Raw genomic sequence first — 19,421 nt, forward strand, 5'->3', positions numbered from 1 at the left:
CAGATGTTCATGTTCGGCCCCGCGCGCGTTCACCCGTACGTGCGCGGTAGCGTCGGCGACCATGGCAGACAAGCCCTCCACCCCGCTCCTCGCGAAGCTCGTCGGACTGGCCGCGGCCGGCCTCGCCGCCTTCGTCGCGACCCAGGTCGTCAACCAGTCCTGGCAGGCCGCGCGCGGCCACAAGCCGCCCAAGGCCGAGGACCCGGGCGACTCCGGGCTCGCCGAGATCGTCGTCGCGGCCGCGCTCACCGGCGCCGCGGTCTCCATCGCGCGCGTGTTCGCCACGCGCGGCACCGCGAAGCTCGCCGCGCGCTCCTGACCGGCCCGGCGCTCGCCCTGATCAGGGCCGCAGGTCGGGCACCGCGGTGATCCCGAAGACCTCACGCATGGCGCGACGAGCCGCGAACCACCCGCCGAGCCCGTGCACGCCCGGCCCCGGCGGGGTCGACGACGAGCACAGGTACACGCCCTCACGCCCGGTCGCGTACGGGTCGGGGCGCATCGTCGGCCGCGCGAACATCTGCCGGATCGAGACCGCACCCGCCGAGATGTCGCCGCCCACGTAGTTCTGGTTGTGGCGCGACATCTGCGACGCCGGGACGCACCGGCTCGCGACGACGACGTCGCGGAAGCCCGGCGCGAACTCCTCGATGTGCGCCGTGACGGCCTCGGTCACGTCCACGTCCGAACCGGCGGGCACGTGCGCGTACGACCACAGCGGCCGCAGCCCGCCCACGACGCGCGTCTCGTCGACCACCGACGGGTCGCTCACCAGCGTCATCGGCCGCTCCGCGTGCCTGCCCGCCGCGACCTGCGCCTCCGCGGCCGCCATCTGCGCGCGCGTCCCGCCCACGTGCACCGTGCCCGCACGCGCGAGCTCCGGGTGCGTCCACGGCACCGGACCGGACAGCACGAAGTCGACCTTCGCGGCGCCGTCGCCGTACCTGAAGTCCCCGAGCGCCCGCCGAGCACGCGCGGGCAGCTCGTCGCCGAGCACCTCGACGACCGTGCGCGGCGTCGTGTCGAACAGGTACGCGTGCGCGTGCGGCAGGTCCGCGACCGAGCGCACCGGCCGGCCCGTGAGCACCGTCCCGCCGTGCGCCTCGAGGTCCGCGCGCAGCGCGTCGGTGATCGCACCCGACCCCCCGCGGGGGATCGACCAGCCCTCGCCCGCGTGCGCGAGCGAGCCGAGCAGCAACGCCGTCCCCGCGGCCGCGAACGACGGCAGCGGCGTGATCGCATGCGCCGCGACACCCGTCAGCAGCGCCGGTGCGACGTCCCCCTGGAAGCGCCGGTCCCACGCGCGCGTGCCCTGCTCGAGCACCGCGAGCCCGAACGCGACCGCGGTCGGCACACCCCGCGGCACCAGCCCCGGCGGGATGCTGCGCTTGTCGCCGAGCGCGACCCGCACCACGTCCGGCCAGTGCTCCGAGAGCCGTCCGACGAGCGAGCGCCACGCCGGCCCGTCGACCCCGAGCTCGTCGACCGTGCGGTCCAGGTCCCGGTACGCCAGGCCGGCCCGGCCGTCGGGCAGCGGCTGCCCGTACGAGATCTCCGGCGTCAGCAGCTCGACCCCCCGCGCGCCCAGGTCGAACGCGCGGAAGAACGGCGACGCCCACGCCATCGCCTGCACCGCCGAGCAGACGTCGTGCACGATGCCGTCGGCCAGGCCCAGGTCGAGCGTGCGCGCGCCACCGCCGGACGTCGGCTGCGCCTCGAGCACGGTGACCTGCAGCCCCGCGCGTGCGCACGTCACCGCCGCGGCGAGCCCGTTGGGTCCCGCGCCGACGACGACGACCTCCGTGTGCCCCTCGCCGTGGCCCCGCACCCTGCCTCCCGGCTGTCGACTCGTCTCCGCGCCCATCCAACCACCGCCCCACCCCACCCCGCCCACGACCCAGCGGACGCTCCGCGTTCTCGAGCGGTGGGCCCGAGCGGGCGCACGGTCCTCGCGGCGGTGTGCGCGGCGGTGTGCGTGGCGGCGGGCGTGGTCCCGGCGAGGCCTGCTGGCCTGCGGGTTCGCCGGGTTGTGTGAAGGTCGTGACGATGCGCCCGCAGGCCCGGCCGGGTCTGGCAGAGTGCCGCCGAGGGGCGCACGCCCGCGGCAGGAGGCAGGGGAGCGATGGGGGACACGGGGGCGACCTCGCGCGGGCCGTCGGCCGACGAGCACACGGCGGGCTCAGGGGTGTCCGACGAGCACGCGATGGGCGCTGCGGTCGACGACGAGCAGGCTGCGGGCCAGGCAGGCGACGACGGTGCCGCGGCCGGTGCGGCCGGGCGGGACCGCCGCGTGGCGCGCGTCGTGACGTGGGGCGCGGTCGCGGTGATCCTGCTCGGGGCCGCTGTCGAGATCGAGGCGTGGCCGGTGACGTCGTTCCGCCTGTTCAGCACCATGCGCACCGCGGACGGTGCGACGACGAGCCTCGTCGCCATCGCGCCGGACGGCACCCAGACCCCCGTGCCGATCCCCGAGCACCAGGTCCTCGCGACCACGAGCCACCAGCTCGTCGAGCTGCGCGACCAGTCCCCGCGGCAGCAGCGCGCCGAGGCGGTCGCGTGGCTGGAGCTTGCCGGGCTCGACCCGCAGGACTTCGTCGCGGTGGCCGTCGACCGGTCCGCGTGGACGATGGACCCCGACACGCGTGAGCGGCACGTCCGGAGCACGACGCGGCTCGTGGAGGTGCCGCTGTGACGCCGACACCCACCCCGGGCCGCGCGGCGACGAGCACGCCGCCAGGCGCCGCCGCGACCGGCACGGAACCCGCGACGGCGGCCGCCGCGCAGGTGAGGCACCCGGGCCGCGTGACGCGGTTCGTGCGCGGCATCGACGCGCGTCTGACCGCCCCCGGGCCGGGCTTCCGGCTGCTGGAGGTGCACACGCTCGTCGCGCTCGTCATCGGGCTGCGGCTCGTGGCGCGGGACTGGAGCGCGGTCGCCGACCGGCCCGCGGCACTGACCGACGGCCTCACGTTCGTGTCCTGGCTCCCGCCCCACGTGCCGGACCGCGTGCTCGTCGCGCTCGCGGTGGTCGGGGTGGCGGGGGTCGGGCTGGTCGTCGCGCGGCGCCGCGCGCAGCTGGGCTTCGTCGTCGCGTGGACCGCCTACGCGGTGCTGTGCGCGCTGTGGGGCTCGTCGGGCAAGGTCATGCACAACGACGTGCTGACCGTGTGGGTCGGCTTCGTCCTGCTGTTCGCGCGCGTGCCGCAGCGCGGTCGGGACGACGAGCGCACGGTCGCGTTCGGGTGGCCGCCTCGGGCGGCGCTCACGGTGCTCGCGGTCGTGTACTGGCTGACCGGCGTGCAGAAGGTGCGGCACTCCGGGTTCGACTGGGCGTTCTCCGACAACATGTCGTGGATCCTGCGGCAGGGCGGCCAGGCACCGGCGACGGGGCTCGCGCACTGGGTCGCGGACCACGGCCTGCTCGCCGGGGCGCTGGCCACGGGTGCGCTGCTGCTCGAGCTGACCGCTCCGGTGTGGCTCGTGTGGCGGCGGACGCGGGCGCTGTTCGCGCTCGCGGTGGCGGTGATGCACACGAGCATCTGGCTGTTCCTGGGGCTCGACTACTCGGCATGGGTGCTCACCGCGGCGGCTGTCGCGGTGCCCATGAGCCTGGCCCCGACGCGCCGACTGGGTGATATGCGGCGATTTGGGACCATTTCCACGGCGCCCTAATCGTTGAAGTTGGACGCATCGCCACAATTCGCCCGTCAGGATGCCACGCAAGCGGGTAGCCCCCTGCCCCCGCGAACCGCTGACCGCCGCACTCCCCATGCACCGCTGCGAGGCGCCATGTCTGTGCTCTCCGCCTGCGACGTCGTCGCTCGCGCCGGATCCCCCGCCGAGCTGCTCGGCGCCAGTCTCGACGTCGCCGAGGGCGAGTCCGTCGCGCTGCTCGGCCCGCCCCGGTCCGGCACCACGACGATGCTCCAGTGCCTGGCCGGCCTCGCGAAGCCCACCGCCGGACGCGTGCGCCTCGACGGCGTCGACCTGGCCCGGCTCGAGCCGCACGAGCTCGCGGCCACGCGCCTGCGGTCGCTCGGGCTCGTGTTCCCGGGCGACGAGCTGCTGCCCGAGCTGACGCTCGTCGAGAACGTCGAGCTCCCGCTGCTGCGCATGCAGATCCCCGCCGACCTCGCGCGCGAGCACGCCGCCGAGCTGCTCGCGCGCCTGTTCGTCGGCGCGGGCGCCAACCGCGTGCCCGACGCGGTGTCCGTCGGGCAGCGTCAGCGCACCGCCGTCGCGCGGGCGCTCGTGCACCAGCCGCGCGCGGTCCTCGCCGACGACCCCACCGCGGGCCTCGACTCGTGGCATGCGCTCGCGCTGTTCGGGCTGCTCGTCGCCACCGCGCGCGACGCGGGGATCGCGGTCGTCGTCGCGACGCACGACCTGGAGCTCGCCGAGCTCGCGGACCGCGTCGTCGAGCTCAAGAACGGCCGGCTCGTCGCCCGCCCGTCCACGCGGACGTCCATCCGCTGACCGCGTCGTCGGCGCGGACGTCCGTCCGCCGACCCTCGTCGCTGACGTGCGCAAGCGCCGTTCGTCGGCGACGTCTGGTCGCCGACCGCTCGTCGGCCCGGCCACGGACCGCCGACGCCGTCAGGTCTCGTCGCGCGTGCGCGCCTCGGCGAGGTCGCGCGTGAGCTCGTCGGTCACCAGCAGGTCGCTGCGCACCTTGCCGGTGCGGTACCCCGCACGGCCCACCATGTGCGCCGCGACGGGCGCCGTGAGCAGGCCGAAGACGGCGACGAGCACGAGCGCCCACACGGCACCGCCCGAGCGCAGCCGCAGGCCCAGCCCCACCAGCACGAGGATCAGCCCGAGCACCTGAGGCTTCGTGCCCGCGTGCATGCGCGCGAGCAGGTCGGGAAACCGCAGCACGCCGACGCCCGCGGCGAGCACCAGGAACGACCCGCCGAGCATGCAGATGATCGAGACGACGTCCGCGACCGTGTCCCACGTGCTCATCGGACCTCCCCCTCCGCCGGCCCACCGTGCTCGGGACCTTCGAGCCCCGCCCGCAGCTCGGCCTCCTCGGCCTCCCGCCGCGCGGCCTCCTCGGCGGCAACCTCCTCGCGCGTGCGCACCCGGCCCTCACCCTCGGGCTCGACCGCCGCGAACCGTGCGACCGTCACCGACCCCACGAACCCGACGAGCGACAGCACGACCAGCACGGGCACGACGTCGGTGCGCCGCTGCGACGCCGCGTACAGCGCGAACGCCGCGATCACCGCGGTCACCGTGACGTCCAGCGCGATGGTCCGGTCGAGCATCGACGGACCCTTCTCCGCCCGCACGATCGCGAGCGCCGCACCCGTGGTGATCATCACCGCGCACACGATCACGACCCACGTCATGAGCGCACCCCCGTCCGGCCGGTCGTCAGGCCCGCCGCGCGCTGCTCGGCGTCGGAGCCGAACGCGCGCAGCACGCGCTCCTCCTGGTCGAGCACCGCCTGGCGCGCGGCCTCGATGCCGCCCGCCGCCTCGACGTCCAGCACGTGCAGGTAGAGCCGGCCCGTCAGGCGGTGGGCCTCGACGACGAGCGAGCCCGGCACGAGCGAGCAGAGCTCGGCCGTCATCGTCAGGTACAGGTCGGAGTGGCTGCGCAGCTGCACGCCGATCACCGCGCCGCGCGGCGTGTAGCCCGGGCGCAGCGCGATGGCCGCGACCTCGAACGACGCGCGCACGAGGTCCCAGCCGAACCGCGCGAACAGCCGCACGACGCCCCACGGCCTGACCTGGCCGTGGAAGTCGACGGGCGTCATCCGCAGCCCGAGCGTGACGAGCAGCGCGAGCCCCGCGCCGGCGAGCACGTTCGCGACCGACAGGTCGCCCCACAGGAACACCCAGACCACCGTCAGCCAGACGACCGTCCCCCACGGGAGTCGTCGTGCGCGGCGTGCGTGCAGGCTCATGCGTCGTCACCCGCCTCGTCGGCCGGTCCCCCGGCGGGTGCACCCGCCGGGTCGCCGGCCTGTCCGCCAGCCGGTTCGTCGTGCTCGCCGGCCTCGTCCTCGCTCACGTCGGCGGACTCGCCCTCGCCGCGCTCACCGTCGGGCAGGACCGCCCAGACGTACGTCGTGCGCAGCGTCAGCGAGCTCGCGGCGCGCTCGGTGTACGCGTAGAGCGGCCCGGCCGCGAACGTCAGCACGAGCCCGACGACGATCAGCGCCGCGGTCGGGCCGACCATGCCGAACGGCATGCTCACCGGCCGCGGCTCGTCCTGCGGCGACTGCCAGAACGCCTTGTTCCACGCCTTGACCAGCGCGTAGAGCGTCAGCAGGGACGTCACCACCGAGCCGACGACGAGCACGTACGCGAGCGGTGTCCCGGCGTCGACGCCCGCCTGCAGGAGACCGAGCTTGCCGAGGAACCCGGACAGCGGCGGGATGCCGCCGAGGTTCATGGCGGGCACGAAGAACAGGATCGCGAGCACGGGCGCGATCTTCGCCAGACCGCCCAGGCGCGTCAGCGACGTCGAGCCGCCGACGCGTTCCACGAGGCCCACGACCAGGAACAGCGCGGTCTGGACGGTGATGTGGTGGGCCACGTAGTAGATCGCCGCGGCCCAGCCCGCCTGCGACGACAGTGCGATACCGAACAGCATGAAGCCGATGTGGCTGACGAGCGTGAAGGACAGCAGACGCTTGATGTCGTCCTGCGCGACGGCGCCGAGGATGCCGATGACCATCGTCGCGAGCGCGGCCCACATGAGCACGTCGTCGAGCCTGCCGTCCGGGAACAGCAGCGTCTGCGTGCGGATGATCGCGTACACGCCGACCTTGGTGAGCAGGCCGGCGAACACCGCGGTCACGGGTGCCGGTGCGGTCGGGTAGGAGTCCGGGAGCCACGCGGACAGCGGGAAGATGGCCGCTTTGACGGCGAACGCGAGCAGCAGCAGCACCTGCAGCGTCAGGCGCGTGCCCGGGTCGATCTCCGGCAGGCGCAGCGCGAGCTGCGCGAGGTTCACCGTGCCCGTGGTCGCGTACACGGCCGCGAGCGCGACGAGGAACAGCACCGACGACAGCAGTGCCACGACGATGTAGATCGTCCCGGCGCGGATCCGGTCGCGCGTCCCGCCGAGCGTGATGAGCACGAACGACGCCGCGAGCAGGATCTCGAACCCGACGTAGATGTTGAACAGGTCGCCCGAGAGGAACGCGTTCGCGACGCCCGCGGACAGCACCAGGAACGTCGGGTGGTAGATCGAGACGGGCGCGGACTCCTCGTCGTCGTCCCGGCCCTGCGCGAGCGAGTACAGCAGGACGCACAGGGTGACGGCCGACGAGACGCTCAGCATGAGCGCCGAGAGCCGGTCCGCGACGAGGTTGATCCCGACGGGCGCGGCCCAGCCGCCCACGTCGACGACGAGCGGGCCGTCGTCCGCCAGCACCAGCAGCGTGACCGACGAGAGCAGGACCAGCACGAGCGCGCTCACCGAGACGACCGGCTGCACGCGCGGGCGGCGCCACAGGGCGAGCGTCAGGCCGGCGGCGAACAGTGGGATGACGACCGGCAGCGGCACGACCCAGGTCCAGTCGCTCACGGTGTCACCTCCTCGTCGCCAGGCTCGTCGCCGTGCTCGTCGCCCTGCTGGGCCTCGTCGTGCTGGTTCCCCTCGGGACGGCCCTCGCGGACCAGGCCGTCGTCGACCTCGTCGCGGGCCTCCTCGGCCTCCTCGTCGAGCGACTGACGGGTCGCCTCGGTGTCGGCGTCCGCGGTCGCGCGCTCGTCGATCGCCGCGAGACGCGCGATACGGCGGTCCTCGACGTCGTCCTGCACCTCGTCGTGCCGCTGCAGCTGCCACGAGCGGTAGGCCATCGCCAGCAGGAACGCCGTCATGCCGAGCGTGATGACGATCGCCGTGAGCACCATCGCCTGCGGCAGCGGGTCGGACATGCGGCGCTCGTCGGCGAGCCCGACGATCGGCGGGCGCCCGGCGCGTCCCCCGGCGACGAGGAACAGCAGGTTGGCGCCGTTGCCGAGCAGGATCACGCCGATCAGCACGCGCGACAGCGACCGCTCGAGCACCAGGTACACGCCCGCGGCGAACAGCACGCCGATCGCGACGACGAGCGTGATGTTGGGGGCCATGTCGATCATCGCGACGCCCCTTCCCCGACCCGCGGCACGGCGCCGTCGAACGGCGGGTCGTCGCCGATCTCCGCGCGCCGGTCGAGCTCGGCGCCGAGCGAGCGCAGGATGTCGAGCACGAGGCCGACGACGACGAGGTACACGCCGATGTCGAAGAACAGGCTCGTGACCAGGTGCACGTCGCCGAGCAGCGGCACGTGCAGGTCGACGATCCACGAACGCAGCACCGACCCGCCCGCGAGCAGCCCGACGAGCCCCACGCCCGCGGACAGGAACAGGCCCGTGCCGAGCAGCAGACCGGGCTGCACGGGTGCGGCCTCGCCGAGCTCGTACCGACCGCCCGCGAGGTAGCGCACCGTGAGCGCGATGCCCGTGACCAGGCCCGCGGCGAACCCGCCGCCCGGCTGGTTGTGCCCGCTGAACAGCAGGAACACCGAGTACACGACCATCGTGTGGAACAGCAGCCGCACGACGACCTCGAAGATCACCGAGCGTCGCTGCGGCGCGAGCGTCGAGCCGGCGCGCAGCCACTCGCGGTTCGTCGTCGGTGCGTTGATGCGCGCCTCGTCCGTCCCCCGCCGCAGCGCCGCCATCGGGTCGAGCCCCGCCCACACCGCCCGCTCGGGCGCCGCGTCCCGCGCCCGGAAGATCTGTCCCGTGCGCCGCGAGAGGAAGACGAGCGACGCGACGCCGGTCGCCGCGACCAGCAGCACCGAGATCTCGCCCATCGTGTCCCACGCGCGGATGTCGACGAGCGTCACGTTGACGATGTTCTTGCCGCCGCCCCAGCTGACCGCCTCCTCGGCGAAGTGCTCCGTGACGGGCGGGTGGATGCGCGCGGACGGTGCGACCAGGGCGATGCCGGCGACCGTGAACCCGACGGCCAGGCCGATCGCGAGACGCAGCCAGCGCGATGCGACCAGGGGACGGTCGGAGAAGTACGGCGGGATGCGGCGCAGCACGAGCACGAACACGACGAGCGTGACGGTCTCGGTGAGCACCTGCGTGAGCGCGAGGTCGGGCGCTCCCTGCAGCAGGAACAGACCCGCGACCGCGTAGCCACCGATGCCGAGCAGGATGACGGCCTTGAGGCGCCGGCGGGCGCGCGCGACGAGCACCGACGAGGCGATCACCGCGGCCGCGAACACGACCTGCGCGGGGTGGTCCCACGCGGTGACGTCGGTGGGCCACGTGCCGCCGACGAGCAGGCTCGTGCCCACGCCGACGACGAAGACGACGAGCACGACGCCGACGTACAGCGGCAGCGAGCCGCGCTGCGTCGCGGCGGTCACGTCGGCGGCGAAGTCGTCGAGCCGGCGCATGAACCGGCGGTAGATGCGGTCGGCGTCGGGGCCGCGGTACGTCAGACGCGCCTGCACCGTCTCGATGCGCTCCCGCACCGCGAACAGCGCGGCACCGGCGACGAGGATCACCACGGTGAGCAGGAGCGTGGGCGTGACCCCGGCCCACAGCGCGAGGTGCCCGGGCTCGCCGACGTGCAGCGTGTCCGCGTACGGCTCGAGCAGGTGCTCGCCGAGCTGCGGCAGGAGCGCCACGGCGAGTCCCAGGACGCCGAGGATCATCGCGGGCCACACGAGCAGCAGCGACGGGTGCGAGATCGCGGCGGGCTCGGCGTCCGGCTGCGTCGCCACGCGGCTCGTCGACCCCGGGCTGCGCGCGCCGTCCGCCTGCGTCGCGACGGCCTCGTGCGCGATCGCCGACTCGGGGATGACCGCGCGCTTCGTCGCGAACGCACCCCACCACAGCCGCAGCCCGTACGCGACCGTCAGCACCGACCCCACCGCGACGCTGACCAGCACGATCAGCCCGACGGCGTTGTCCTGGAGGTGCTCGATCGCCTCGAGCCCCGCCTCCTTGGCGACGTACCCCGCGAACGGCGGGAGGCCGATCATGCTCGCCGTCCCGAGCGCACCCGCGAGCGCCGTGAGCTTGAGCTCCTTGCCGACGCCCGACAGGCGCCGCAGGTCACGCGTACCCGTCGCGGCGTCGACCACGCCGACGACGAGGAACAGCGTCGCCTTGAACATCGCGTGCGCGCCGAGCATCGCCAGACCCGCGAGCGCCGTGGCGCGCGTGCCCAGGCCGACGAGCAGCGTGATCAGCCCGAGCTGGCTGACCGTGCCGAACGCGAGGACGAGCTTGAGGTCGTGCTGCCGCAGCGCGCGGTACCCGCCGAGCAGCAACGTCCCGCACCCGAGCACGACGACGGTCCACCGCCACAGCTCGTGCTGCGAGAACGCGGGCGCGAACCGCGCGACGAGGTACACCCCTGCTTTGACCATCGCCGCCGCGTGCAGGTACGCCGAGACGGGCGTCGGCGCGGCCATCGCGGCGGGCAGCCAGAAGTGGAACGGCAGCAGCGCGGACTTCGTCGCCGCACCCGCGAGCAGGCACGCGATCGCGGCGGTCGCCGCGGCGCCCGTCGGCGGGTGCGCGATCACCTCGCTGAGCCGGTACGTCCCCGCGGACTCGCCCAGGAGCACCACGCCGACGAGCATCGCCAGGCCACCCGCGGTGGTGATGACGATCGCCTGCATGGCCGCGCGACGGCTCGCCTTGCGGTCGCTGTAGTGGCCGATCAGCAGGTAGGAGGTGACGGTGGTCAGCTCCCAGAAGATGAACATGAGGACCATGTCGTCGGCCGTGACCAGGCCGAGCATCGCGCCCGCGAACGCGACGAACACCCCGCCGAACCGGCCGAGCCCCTGCGCCGAGACCGAGAAGTACGCCGCGCAGTAGATCAGCACGAGCGCACCGACCCCACCGACGACGAGCGTCATGAGCCACGCGAGCGTGTCGAGCCGGAACGTCAGGTCCAGCCCGAGCGCCGGGATCCACTGCACGCTCTGCACGGGTCCGTCCCCGCGCTGCACCTGCGACGTCCAGCTCAGCGCCCAGATCGCGGCCGAGGCCGGAGCGGCGGCGAGCACCCAGAACGCCTTGCGTCCCCACAGCCCGACCAGCGTGGGCGCAACGAGGGCTGCTGCGAGATGGATGAGAAGCAGCAGCAGCACGCGTGCGGGCTCCGTCCTGTCGGGGCGCAGCACCGGTGACCGAATCGTTCTGGTCGACGGCGTGCCTGGGCAGGGGATCGGTCAAGACTCTACCAACCGACATCCCCGCACCCGGCTCCCGATCCCGAACCGTGACCACCCTCACGGACCCCTGGCCCCCTCCCCTCCCACCGCGGCACCCCGCGTCGAACGCGCCAGATCCACCCCGAGCGCGGTCCTCCCTGACAGGCGCTCGCGTCCGATGACCCGCGCTCGCGGACCAGCACCCGCGCTCGCGCACGCACGGACGCCTGACCACTCGGACCACGCCCGCACGCCCCCACGCCCAACGCCCTGACTCCGAGCGCGCCAGATCCGGTCCGAGCGCGGGCCTGCTCGAGCCGCGCTCGCGGCCGATCACCCGCGCTCGCGCACCAACGCCCGCGCTCGCGCGGGTGGGCCGGCGCTCGTGGGATGTGGGCGTATGGGTGGGGGTGCCGGGTGGGTGGGTAGGTTGTGCGGCGTGAACGGGGTGCAGTGGGCGTGCCTGGTCGTCGTCGTCGCGACGACGGTCGTCGGCGTGTGGTTGTTCGCCCGCGGGGCGACGAGGATCACGCGCACGGTCGGCATCGGCCGGCCCGCTCCGGGGCGGCTCAAGCCCGTCGGGCAGCGGCTGGCCACGCTCGCGCGCGAGGTGCTCGGGCACGGTCGGTTCCAGCACCGGCCCGTCGTGCGCGCGGCGCACTGGGTGGTCATGGTGTCGTTCCCGGTGCTCGCGGTGACGCTCGCGACCGGGTACCTGCAGGTCGTCTCCCCGAGTGCCGCGCTGCCGCTGATCGGGCACCTGGTGCCGCTCGAGTGGGCGGTCGAGCTGCTCGCGTGGACCTCGCTCGTCGGGATCGTCGCGCTCATCGTGCTGCGCCTGCGGATCCGGCCGCGCGCCTCGCAGCCGGACGACGTCCAGCGTCGGTCGCGGTTCTTCGGGTCCACGCAGTGGCAGGCGTTCTACGTCGAGGCGACCGTGCTCCTCGTCGTGCTGGCCGTGATCGTCCTGCGCGGGCTCGAGTACGCGCTCGCGGCCGCGGCCGGTGAGGGCACCGCGTCCGCGTTGCACTTCCCGCTCACCGCGTGGCTGGGGCAGGCCTGGCAGGGCGCGACGACGAGCACGCTGGAGACCGCGGTCGTCGTCGTGGCCACGGTGAAGATCGTCGTCTCGATGACGTGGCTCATGGTGATCGGCCTGCAGCCGACGATGGGCGTGGCCTGGCACCGGTTCCTGGGCCTGGTCAACGTGTACGCGCGGCGCGAGCCGGACGGCGCCCCCGCGCTCGGACCCCTGCAGCCGCTGACGCTCGCGGACGGCTCACGCGTCGACCTGGCCGCGCTCGAGGACCTGCCCGACGACGCGCGCCTGGGCGTCGGCGCGATCGAGGACTTCACCTGGAAGGGTCTGCTCGACTTCGCGACCTGCACCGAGTGCGGCCGCTGCCAGGACCAGTGCCCCGCCTGGGCCACGGGCAAGCCGCTGTCCCCCAAGCTCGTCACGCTCGCGCTGCGCGACCACGCCGCCGCGACCGCGCCGTACCTGCGCGCACCGGACGGCACGCGCAACCTCGACGACGAGCACGCGGGCCTCGACCTGATCGGCACGGGCGTGATCGACCCCGACGCGCTGTGGGCGTGCACCTCGTGCGGTGCGTGCGTGCAGCAGTGCCCGGTGGACATCGAGCACGTGGACGCGATCGTCGACATGCGCCGCTACCAGGTGCTCATGGAGTCCGCGTTCCCCAAGGAGCTCGGCGGCACGTTCACCAAGCTCGAGCGGCAGGGCAACCCGTGGGGTCTGCCCGCCCGCGCGCGGCTCGACTGGGCCAAGGGGCTCGACTTCGAGGTCCCGGTGGTCGGCGCGGACGTGGAGTCCGCGGCCGACGTCGAGTATTTGTTCTGGGTCGGCTGCGCCGGGGCGTACGAGGACCGCGCCAAGCGGACGACGAGGGCCGTGGCCGAGCTCCTGCACGCCGCCGGGGTGAGCTTCGCGGTGCTCGGCGACGGTGAGACGTGCACCGGCGACCCGGCCCGCCGAGCGGGCAACGAGCTGCTCTACCAGATGCTCGCCGCGCAGAACGTCGAGGTGCTCAACGAGGTCGGCGCGCAGCGCATCGTCGTGACGTGCGCGCACTGCTTCAACACCATCAGCCGCGAGTACCCGCAGCTCGGCGGCCGGTACGAGGTGGTCCACCACACGGTCCTGCTCGACCAGCTCATCTCCGACGGTCGCCTCACGCTGCTGCCCGCGGACGACGAACGCACGGTCACCTACCACGACCCCTGCTACCTGGGCCGGCACAACCAGGTCTACTCGCCGCCGCGCGAGCTGCTCGGCGCGATCCCGGGTGTGCAGGTCACCGAGATGCCGCGCTCCGGTGCGGACTCCTTCTGCTGCGGCGCGGGCGGCGCACGCGTGTGGATGGAGGAGTCCATCGGCACGCGCATCTCCACGGCCCGCGCAACCGAGGCGATCGCCACCGGCGCCGACGTCATCGCCACCGCGTGCCCCTACTGCACGGTCATGCTCACCGACGGCGTCGCCGCCGCGAGCTCGGCGGACACGGCGTCGTCGTCCGCCGCGCAGCCTGGCGCCGCCGTGGGCGTCCCGGAGGTCACCGACATCGCCCTCCTCCTCCGCGACCGCCTCGCCACCCCCTGACCCCCGACCCGGAGCCGAGTCGTCAGTGACGCGCTGGATCGTCAGCTACGACTGACGACCCCGCGATGTCCTGACGACTGAGCGCGCCTGATCGGTGCGGGTCAGAGGTCGGCGGGGTCGATGAGGAAGTCGGCCTCGTCGGCGATCTCCCCGCCGACGGCGGCGTGGAGGGCCCGCGCGATCGCCTGCACCACGGGCGCGCTGCGGGTCCGTGCGACGCGGTGCTCGAACGACGGCTTCTCGAGCTCGAGCTCCTCGATGAGCAGCGGCTCCCAGCGCACCCGGTAGGCGACCACGCCGTCCTGCGTCCACGGCAGCCCCTGCAGCAGCGGCGGGAGGTCCTGCTCCTCGGCCGCCTCGACCACCACCATGCCGTCGACCCCGAGCTCGACGAGCACCCCGAACGACTCGGCCGCAGGCGGCGCCGCGAGCATGAGCTCGTCGAAGGCCGCGGCCTCCATCTGCAGGCGCCGACGCTCGTCGGGATCGAGGACCCCGTGCTCGAGCAGCGCGTCGCGCAGCCCCGAGCCGCCGGGCTCGGGCATGCCGGACAACGCGTGCCCCTCGTACCGGCCGGCGCCGCGCATCGGGCCGTCCCACTCGCTCGTCGGGACGGACAGCCGCGCGCGCGGCGCCGCGCGCTGGACCACGGCGAGCGCCTCGGCGGGCTCGACCCAGTGGTCGGAGAACACGGTGAGGTCGATCGCGGACTCCATGTCGGGCTGCAGCACGACGCCCGTCTGCCCGGTCCGCACCGCACCGCCGAGCCGCCGCGCGGCCGCGACGAGCCACAGCAGGACACGCTCCTCCTCACGGTTCGGGTAGCCGTCGGGGAACGCGCGCTTGAGCCCGTGCCGGTCGCCGCCCGGGTAGGGCTTCGCGCCGCGGTCGCGCGGGCAGACGACGTCGAACGCGGTCGTCGTCGAGACGGGCAGGCCGAGGGTGAGGGCGTCCTCCTGCGTGACCGCGTACGGGCCGACGAGGGTGGAGTGGCGGTTCAGGCGCAGCACGCGCGCCTGCGGCCGCGCGCCGGACAGCCGCAGCCCGAACGCGGCGGTCAGCGGCCGGGAGCGCTGCGTGGGGGTGTCGCCCCCGGGCTCCTCCCAGCGCGCGTTGACGAAGCGGCTCGCGGCGAGGACCTCGACCTCGTCGGGCTCGACACCGTCGGGCAGCGCGAGCAGGTGACGCGTGCGCAGGCCGTCGTCGGACAGCGGTAGACGCGGCAGGTCGCGCGTCATGGGGTCATACCTCCGTGCGGTGGAAGTTCTGCCAGGAGCGGGAGGCGGTCGGGCCGCGCTGGCCCTGGTACCGGGAGCCGTAGCGGGACGAGCCGTAGGGGTGCTCGGCCGCGGAGGAGAGCCGGAAGAAGCACAGCTGGCCGATCTTCATGCCGGGCCAGAGCACGATCGGCAGCGTCGCGACGTTCGACAGCTCGAGCGTCACGTGCCCCGAGAAGCCCGGGTCGACGAAGCCCGCGGTCGAGTGCGTGAGCAGGCCGAGGCGCCCGAGCGACGACTTGCCCTCGAGGCGCGCGGCGATGTCGTCGGGCAGCGTGACCTGCTCGTACGTGGACCCGAGGACGAACTCCCCGGGGTGCAGCACGAACGACTCCCCCGCGGGGACCTCGACGAGCCGCGTGAGGTCGGGCTGCTCCGCGGCGGGGTCGATGAAGGGGTACTTGTGGTTGTCGAACAGCCGGAAGAACCGGTCGAGGCGCACGTCGATGCTCGACGGCTGGATCATCGCCGGCTCGTAGGGGTCGAGGGCCACGCGGCCCGACTCGAGCTCGGCCCTGATGTCACGGTCGGAGAGCAGCACGCGCCCACGGTAGTGCCCGTGGCGCCGGCTGCCCACGCCCGTCCGTGGGAGGTCGACCGAGCGGCTGAGTCCTACGCGCGCGCGGTGGTTATCGTGTGCCCGCACGCCCCGCTATAGTCCTGTCTCGTGAGGCGCATGGGAGCGCTCTCGCACCGACCAAGAGGGGCACCGACGGATCCGGACGCAAGGCAGCACCGGACCGCAGGAGCCCCGGCAACGAGCACCGCGAGAGGCCATCCCCATGCGTTACGGGCACTTCGACGACGAGGCACGCGAGTACGTCATCACGACTCCGCACACGCCGTACCCGTGGATCAACTACCTGGGATCGGAGCAGTTCTTCTCGCTCCTGTCGCACCAGGCGGGCGGCTACTCGTTCTACCGGGACGCCAAGATGCGCCGTCTGACGCGCTACCGGTACAACAACATCCCCGCCGACGCGGGCGGCCGCTACCTGTACGTCAACGACGGCGGCGACGTGTGGACCCCGTCGTGGCTGCCGGTCAAGGCGGACCTCGACCACTTCGAGGCGCGCCACGGCCTGGGCTACTCGACCATCACGGGTGAGCGGGGCGGCGTGCGCGTCGAGACGGCGTTCTTCGTGCCGGTCGGCGAGACCGCCGAGGTCCAGAAGGTCACGGTCACCAACACCTCGGACGCCGACAAGACGCTCTCGCTGTTCTCGTTCGTCGAGTTCTGCCTGTGGAACGCGCAGGACGACCAGACGAACTACCAGCGCAACCTGTCCATCGGCGAGGTCGAGATCGAGCAGGACTCGCCGCACGGCTCGGCGATCTACCACCGCACCGAGTACCGCGAGCGCCGTGACCACTACGCCGTGTTCGCCGTGAACACGAAGGCGGACGGCTTCGACACGGACCGCGACTCGTTCGTCGGCGCGTACAACTCGCTCGGCGAGGCGACCGTCCCGCTCAAGGGCGAGTCGACGAACTCGGTCGCGTCGGGCTGGTACCCGATCGGCTCGCACCAGGTGAACGTCTCGCTGGCGCCCGGCGAGTCGCGCGAGCTCGTCTACGTCCTCGGCTACGTCGAGAACCCCGACGAGGAGAAGTGGGCCGACGACGCCCACCAGGTCGTCAACAAGGAGCGCGCGCACGCGCTGCTGTCGCGCTTCGCGACGGCCGAGCAGGCCGACGCGGCGCTCGCCGAGCTGCAGGAGTACTGGACGTCGCTGCTGTCGACGTACTCGGTCACCTCGACCGACGAGAAGCTCGACCGGATGGTCAACATCTGGAACCAGTACCAGTGCATGGTCACGTTCAACATGTCGCGCTCGGCGTCGTTCTTCGAGACGGGCATCGGCCGCGGCATGGGCTTCCGCGACTCCAACCAGGACCTGCTCGGCTTCGTCCACCTGATCCCGGAGCGGGCGCGCGAGCGGATCATCGACATCGCCTCGACGCAGTTCGCCGACGGCTCGGCGTACCACCAGTACCAGCCGCTGACGAAGCGCGGGAACAACGACATCGGCTCGGGCTTCAACGACGACCCGCTGTGGCTGATCGCGGGCACCGCGGCGTACATCAAGGAGACGGGCGACTTCTCGATCCTCGACGAGCCGGTGCCGTTCGACAACGAGCCGGGCTCCGAGGTGCCGCTGTTCGAGCACCTGACGCGCTCGTTCGAGTTCACGGTCACGCACCGCGGCCCGCACGGCCTGCCGCTCATCGGCCGCGCCGACTGGAACGACTGCCTCAACCTCAACTGCTTCTCCACGACGCCCGGTGAGTCCTTCCAGACCACCGAGAACCAGGAGGGCGGGGTCGCGGAGTCGACGTTCATCGCGGCGCAGTTCGTCCTGTACGGCGAGCAGTACGCCGAGCTCGCGGCGCGCCGCGGCCTGAGCGACGTCGCCGAGCGGGCACGCGGCCTCGTCGCCGAGATGCGCGACGCGCTCCTGACGGACGGCTGGGACGGCTCCTGGTTCCTGCGCGCGTACGACTACTACGGCAAGCCGATCGGCACCGACGCGCACGACGAGGGCAAGATCTGGATCGAGCCGCAGGGCTTCGCCGTCATGGCGGGTGTCGGCGTGGGCGAGGGCCCGCAGGACACCGACGCGCCGGCCATCAAGGCGCTCGACTCGGTCAACGAGATGCTCGCGACCGACCACGGCATGGTGCTGCAGTACCCCGCGTACACCACCTACCAGGTGCACATGGGCGAGGTCTCCACGTACCCGCCGGGGTACAAGGAGAACGGCGGCATCTTCTGCCACAACAACCCGTGGGTGATCATCGCCGAGACGGTCGTGGGCCGCGGTGCGCGCGCGTTCGACTACTACAAGCGCATCACGCCCGCCTACCGCGAGGACATCTCCGACGTGCACCGGCTCGAGCCGTACGTGTACGCGCAGATGATCGCGGGCAAGGAGGCCGTGCGCCACGGCGAGGCGAAGAACTCGTGGCTGACGGGTACCGCTGCGTGGAACTTCGTCACCGTCTCGCAGTACCTGCTGGGCGTGCGGCCCGAGTACGACGGCCTCGTCGTCGACCCGCAGATCGGCCCCGAGGTCCCGTCGTTCACGGTCACGCGCGTCGCCCGCGGCGCGACGTACGAGATCGTCGTGACGAACTCGGGTGCCGAGGGTGCGCGCGGCCGGCTCGTCGTCGACGGCACGCCCGTCGAGGGCAACACGGTGCAGTACGCGCCCGCCGGCTCGACGGTGCGCGTCGAGGTGACGGTCTGAGGTTGGTTCGCCCGGCGGTCGTCGGACGAGGGTGAGCAGGGGGCGACGATGACCGCAGTCAGTGAACGTGCCGGGGCGCACGTCGAGCTCGACCCGCGTGTGCTGCGTCTGCGCAGCGACGGGTGGGAGCTCGACGTGCTGCCCGGCACGGGCGCCTCGGTCGCCGCGGGTCGCGTGCGCCTGGGCGACACGTGGGTGGACCTGCTGCGGCCGACGCCGTCGCAGCACCTGGGCTCGGTCGAGCACTGCGCGAGCTTCGCGATGGTCCCGTGGTCCAACCGCATCCGGGACGGCGTGCTCCGGTACGGCGGTCGCACCTGGCAGCTGCAGCACAACGGCGCGGACGGCACGGCGATCCACGGCACCACCGGCTGGGCCACGTGGGACGTCGTCGAGCGGACCGAGGGCGCCGTCACGCTCGCGTACGACTCCACGAGGCTCGTCGGGGTGAACTTCCCGTGGCGGTTCGCCGCCGAGATCACGTACGCACTGTCCGGGAACCGCCTGTCGGTCACGACGAGCGTGCGCAACCTGGGCGCCGAGCCGTTCCCCGCCGGGTTCGGGCACCACCCCTACTTCCGGCGCACGCTCGTCCCCCCGGGGACGCTGCCGTCCGTGCACGGCGACCCGGTGCTGCACGTCCCCGCCGCGAAGGGCTTCCCCCTCGAGGCGGGCATGGCCGTCGGCCCCGCGGGCGAGATCCCGGCCCGCGCCGACTACCGCCGGCCGCGCCCGGTGGGCCGCGCGTTCGTCGACGACGTGCTCACGGACCTCGCACGCGACGAGCCCGTGCGGATCACGTACGACGAGGGCCTCGTCGTCGAGCTGCGCAGCGACCCCGTGTACGCGCACGTCGTGGTGTACGTGCCGCGGGGACGGTCGTTCTTCGCCGTCGAGCCCGTCACGAACGTCAACGACGGCTTCACGCTGCACGACGCGGGTGTGGCCGGCACGGGCGTCGTCGTCCTGCAGCCCGACGAGCAGGTCACGGGCACGTTCACGGTCGACACCCGCGGCTGACGGCACCGGCCCGACGCGGGCGTGCGGCTCGATCCTGTGGGCGGCCCTGCGGTCGCGTC

General features: G+C 73.2%; 16 protein-coding genes. 7 read left to right on the forward strand and 9 right to left on the reverse strand.

Features of this window, described 5'->3' with window-relative positions; all coding sequences use genetic code 11:
• Positions 1-61: 61 nt before the first annotated feature.
• Positions 62-319, forward strand: coding sequence for a DUF4235 domain-containing protein (locus CPE01_RS06270; protein WP_146805797.1), 258 nt, complete (start codon positions 62-64; stop codon positions 317-319).
• Between the two features lie 21 nt (positions 320-340).
• Here CPE01_RS06270 and CPE01_RS06275 read toward each other — a convergent pair whose 3' ends face one another.
• Entirely contained in the window at positions 341-1,828 is a 1,488-nt protein-coding gene (locus tag CPE01_RS06275) for a phytoene desaturase family protein (RefSeq protein WP_246783776.1), read from the reverse strand.
• A 294-nt stretch (positions 1,829-2,122) separates the two neighbouring features.
• On the opposite strand from CPE01_RS06275, the gene CPE01_RS06280 reads away from it, so the two are divergent.
• From CPE01_RS06280 to CPE01_RS06290, 3 genes are all read left to right on the forward strand, one after another.
• Positions 2,123-2,692: a hypothetical protein gene (locus CPE01_RS06280; protein ID WP_146805799.1), complete on the forward strand. Its 570-nt coding sequence runs from the start codon at positions 2,123-2,125 to the stop codon at positions 2,690-2,692.
• Positions 2,689-3,672, forward strand: coding sequence for a hypothetical protein (locus CPE01_RS06285; protein ID WP_246783777.1), 984 nt, complete (start codon positions 2,689-2,691; stop codon positions 3,670-3,672). Before CPE01_RS06280 ends, CPE01_RS06285 begins: the two co-directional genes overlap by 4 nt.
• A gap of 117 nt (positions 3,673-3,789) precedes the next feature.
• Entirely contained in the window at positions 3,790-4,476 is a 687-nt protein-coding gene (locus CPE01_RS06290) for an ABC transporter ATP-binding protein (RefSeq protein ID WP_146805800.1), read from the forward strand.
• 120 nt (positions 4,477-4,596) lie between these two features.
• Here the strand turns inward: CPE01_RS06290 and mnhG are convergent, their stop codons facing one another.
• From mnhG to CPE01_RS06320, 6 genes are read right to left on the reverse strand one after another with little or no spacing between them, the layout of a single operon-like run.
• A complete protein-coding gene (mnhG, locus tag CPE01_RS06295) occupies positions 4,597-4,965 on the reverse strand; it encodes a monovalent cation/H(+) antiporter subunit G (RefSeq protein WP_146805801.1) in 369 nt (122 codons plus the stop codon).
• The gene (locus tag CPE01_RS06300; protein WP_146805802.1) at positions 4,962-5,354 is read right to left on the reverse strand and encodes an MrpF/PhaF family protein; all 393 of its coding nucleotides are present in this window, start codon (positions 5,352-5,354) and stop codon (positions 4,962-4,964) included. Before CPE01_RS06300 ends, mnhG begins: the two co-directional genes overlap by 4 nt.
• Positions 5,351-5,914, reverse strand: a complete 564-nt coding sequence (locus CPE01_RS06305) for a Na+/H+ antiporter subunit E (protein WP_146805803.1) — start codon at positions 5,912-5,914, stop codon at positions 5,351-5,353. Before CPE01_RS06305 ends, CPE01_RS06300 begins: the two co-directional genes overlap by 4 nt.
• Entirely contained in the window at positions 5,911-7,545 is a 1,635-nt protein-coding gene (locus tag CPE01_RS06310; protein ID WP_146805804.1) for a Na+/H+ antiporter subunit D, read from the reverse strand. Before CPE01_RS06310 ends, CPE01_RS06305 begins: the two co-directional genes overlap by 4 nt.
• The gene (locus CPE01_RS06315; RefSeq protein WP_146805805.1) at positions 7,542-8,102 is read right to left on the reverse strand and encodes a Na(+)/H(+) antiporter subunit C; all 561 of its coding nucleotides are present in this window, start codon (positions 8,100-8,102) and stop codon (positions 7,542-7,544) included. Before CPE01_RS06315 ends, CPE01_RS06310 begins: the two co-directional genes overlap by 4 nt.
• Positions 8,099-11,128 carry a Na+/H+ antiporter subunit A gene (locus tag CPE01_RS06320; RefSeq protein ID WP_146805806.1) on the reverse strand — a complete coding sequence of 1,010 codons (3,030 nt, stop codon included), beginning with the start codon at positions 11,126-11,128 and terminating at the stop codon, positions 8,099-8,101. The genes CPE01_RS06315 and CPE01_RS06320 overlap by 4 nt, the downstream gene beginning before the upstream one ends.
• Positions 11,129-11,630: 502 nt before the next feature.
• On the opposite strand from CPE01_RS06320, the gene CPE01_RS06325 reads away from it, so the two are divergent.
• Positions 11,631-13,814 (forward strand): (Fe-S)-binding protein, encoded by a 2,184-nt coding sequence (locus CPE01_RS06325; protein WP_146805807.1) that lies wholly within the window; start codon positions 11,631-11,633, stop codon positions 13,812-13,814.
• A 101-nt stretch (positions 13,815-13,915) separates the two neighbouring features.
• Here CPE01_RS06325 and CPE01_RS06330 read toward each other — a convergent pair whose 3' ends face one another.
• Both CPE01_RS06330 and dcd read right to left on the reverse strand, forming a co-directional pair.
• On the reverse strand, positions 13,916-15,052 hold the full coding sequence (locus CPE01_RS06330; protein ID WP_146805808.1) for a hypothetical protein: 1,137 nt from the start codon (positions 15,050-15,052) through the stop codon (positions 13,916-13,918).
• 4 nt (positions 15,053-15,056) lie between these two features.
• On the reverse strand, positions 15,057-15,632 hold the full coding sequence (dcd, locus tag CPE01_RS06335) for a dCTP deaminase (protein ID WP_146805809.1): 576 nt from the start codon (positions 15,630-15,632) through the stop codon (positions 15,057-15,059).
• 241 nt (positions 15,633-15,873) lie between these two features.
• Here dcd and CPE01_RS06340 point away from each other — a divergent pair, with 241 nt between their 5' ends.
• The gene (locus CPE01_RS06340) at positions 15,874-18,342 is read left to right on the forward strand and encodes a glycoside hydrolase family 94 protein (RefSeq protein ID WP_146805810.1); all 2,469 of its coding nucleotides are present in this window, start codon (positions 15,874-15,876) and stop codon (positions 18,340-18,342) included.
• A gap of 48 nt (positions 18,343-18,390) precedes the next feature.
• Positions 18,391-19,362 carry an aldose 1-epimerase gene (locus CPE01_RS06345; RefSeq protein WP_146805811.1) on the forward strand — a complete coding sequence of 324 codons (972 nt, stop codon included), beginning with the start codon at positions 18,391-18,393 and terminating at the stop codon, positions 19,360-19,362.
• The last annotated feature ends 59 nt before the right edge of the window (positions 19,363-19,421 follow it).

The sequence above is a fragment of the Cellulomonas persica genome (genome assembly GCF_007989825.1).
Classification (GTDB): domain Bacteria; phylum Actinomycetota; class Actinomycetes; order Actinomycetales; family Cellulomonadaceae; genus Cellulomonas; species Cellulomonas persica.

What these genes read in the sequence shown, in the direction of transcription:
- CPE01_RS06270 (WP_146805797.1), top strand. Translation starts at nt 62, where the DNA reads ATGGCAGACAAGCCCTCCACCCCGCTCCTCGCGAAGCTCGTCGGACTG.
- CPE01_RS06345 (WP_146805811.1), top strand. Translation starts at nt 18,391, where the DNA reads ATGACCGCAGTCAGTGAACGTGCCGGGGCGCACGTCGAGCTCGACCCG.
- CPE01_RS06340 (WP_146805810.1), top strand. Translation starts at nt 15,874, where the DNA reads ATGCGTTACGGGCACTTCGACGACGAGGCACGCGAGTACGTCATCACG.
- mnhG (WP_146805801.1), bottom strand. Translation starts at nt 4,965, where the DNA reads ATGAGCACGTGGGACACGGTCGCGGACGTCGTCTCGATCATCTGCATG.
- CPE01_RS06330 (WP_146805808.1), bottom strand. Translation starts at nt 15,052, where the DNA reads ATGACGCGCGACCTGCCGCGTCTACCGCTGTCCGACGACGGCCTGCGC.
- CPE01_RS06305 (WP_146805803.1), bottom strand. Translation starts at nt 5,914, where the DNA reads ATGAGCCTGCACGCACGCCGCGCACGACGACTCCCGTGGGGGACGGTC.
- CPE01_RS06290 (WP_146805800.1), top strand. Translation starts at nt 3,790, where the DNA reads ATGTCTGTGCTCTCCGCCTGCGACGTCGTCGCTCGCGCCGGATCCCCC.
- CPE01_RS06280 (WP_146805799.1), top strand. Translation starts at nt 2,123, where the DNA reads ATGGGGGACACGGGGGCGACCTCGCGCGGGCCGTCGGCCGACGAGCAC.
- CPE01_RS06300 (WP_146805802.1), bottom strand. Translation starts at nt 5,354, where the DNA reads ATGACGTGGGTCGTGATCGTGTGCGCGGTGATGATCACCACGGGTGCG.
- CPE01_RS06315 (WP_146805805.1), bottom strand. Translation starts at nt 8,102, where the DNA reads ATGATCGACATGGCCCCCAACATCACGCTCGTCGTCGCGATCGGCGTG.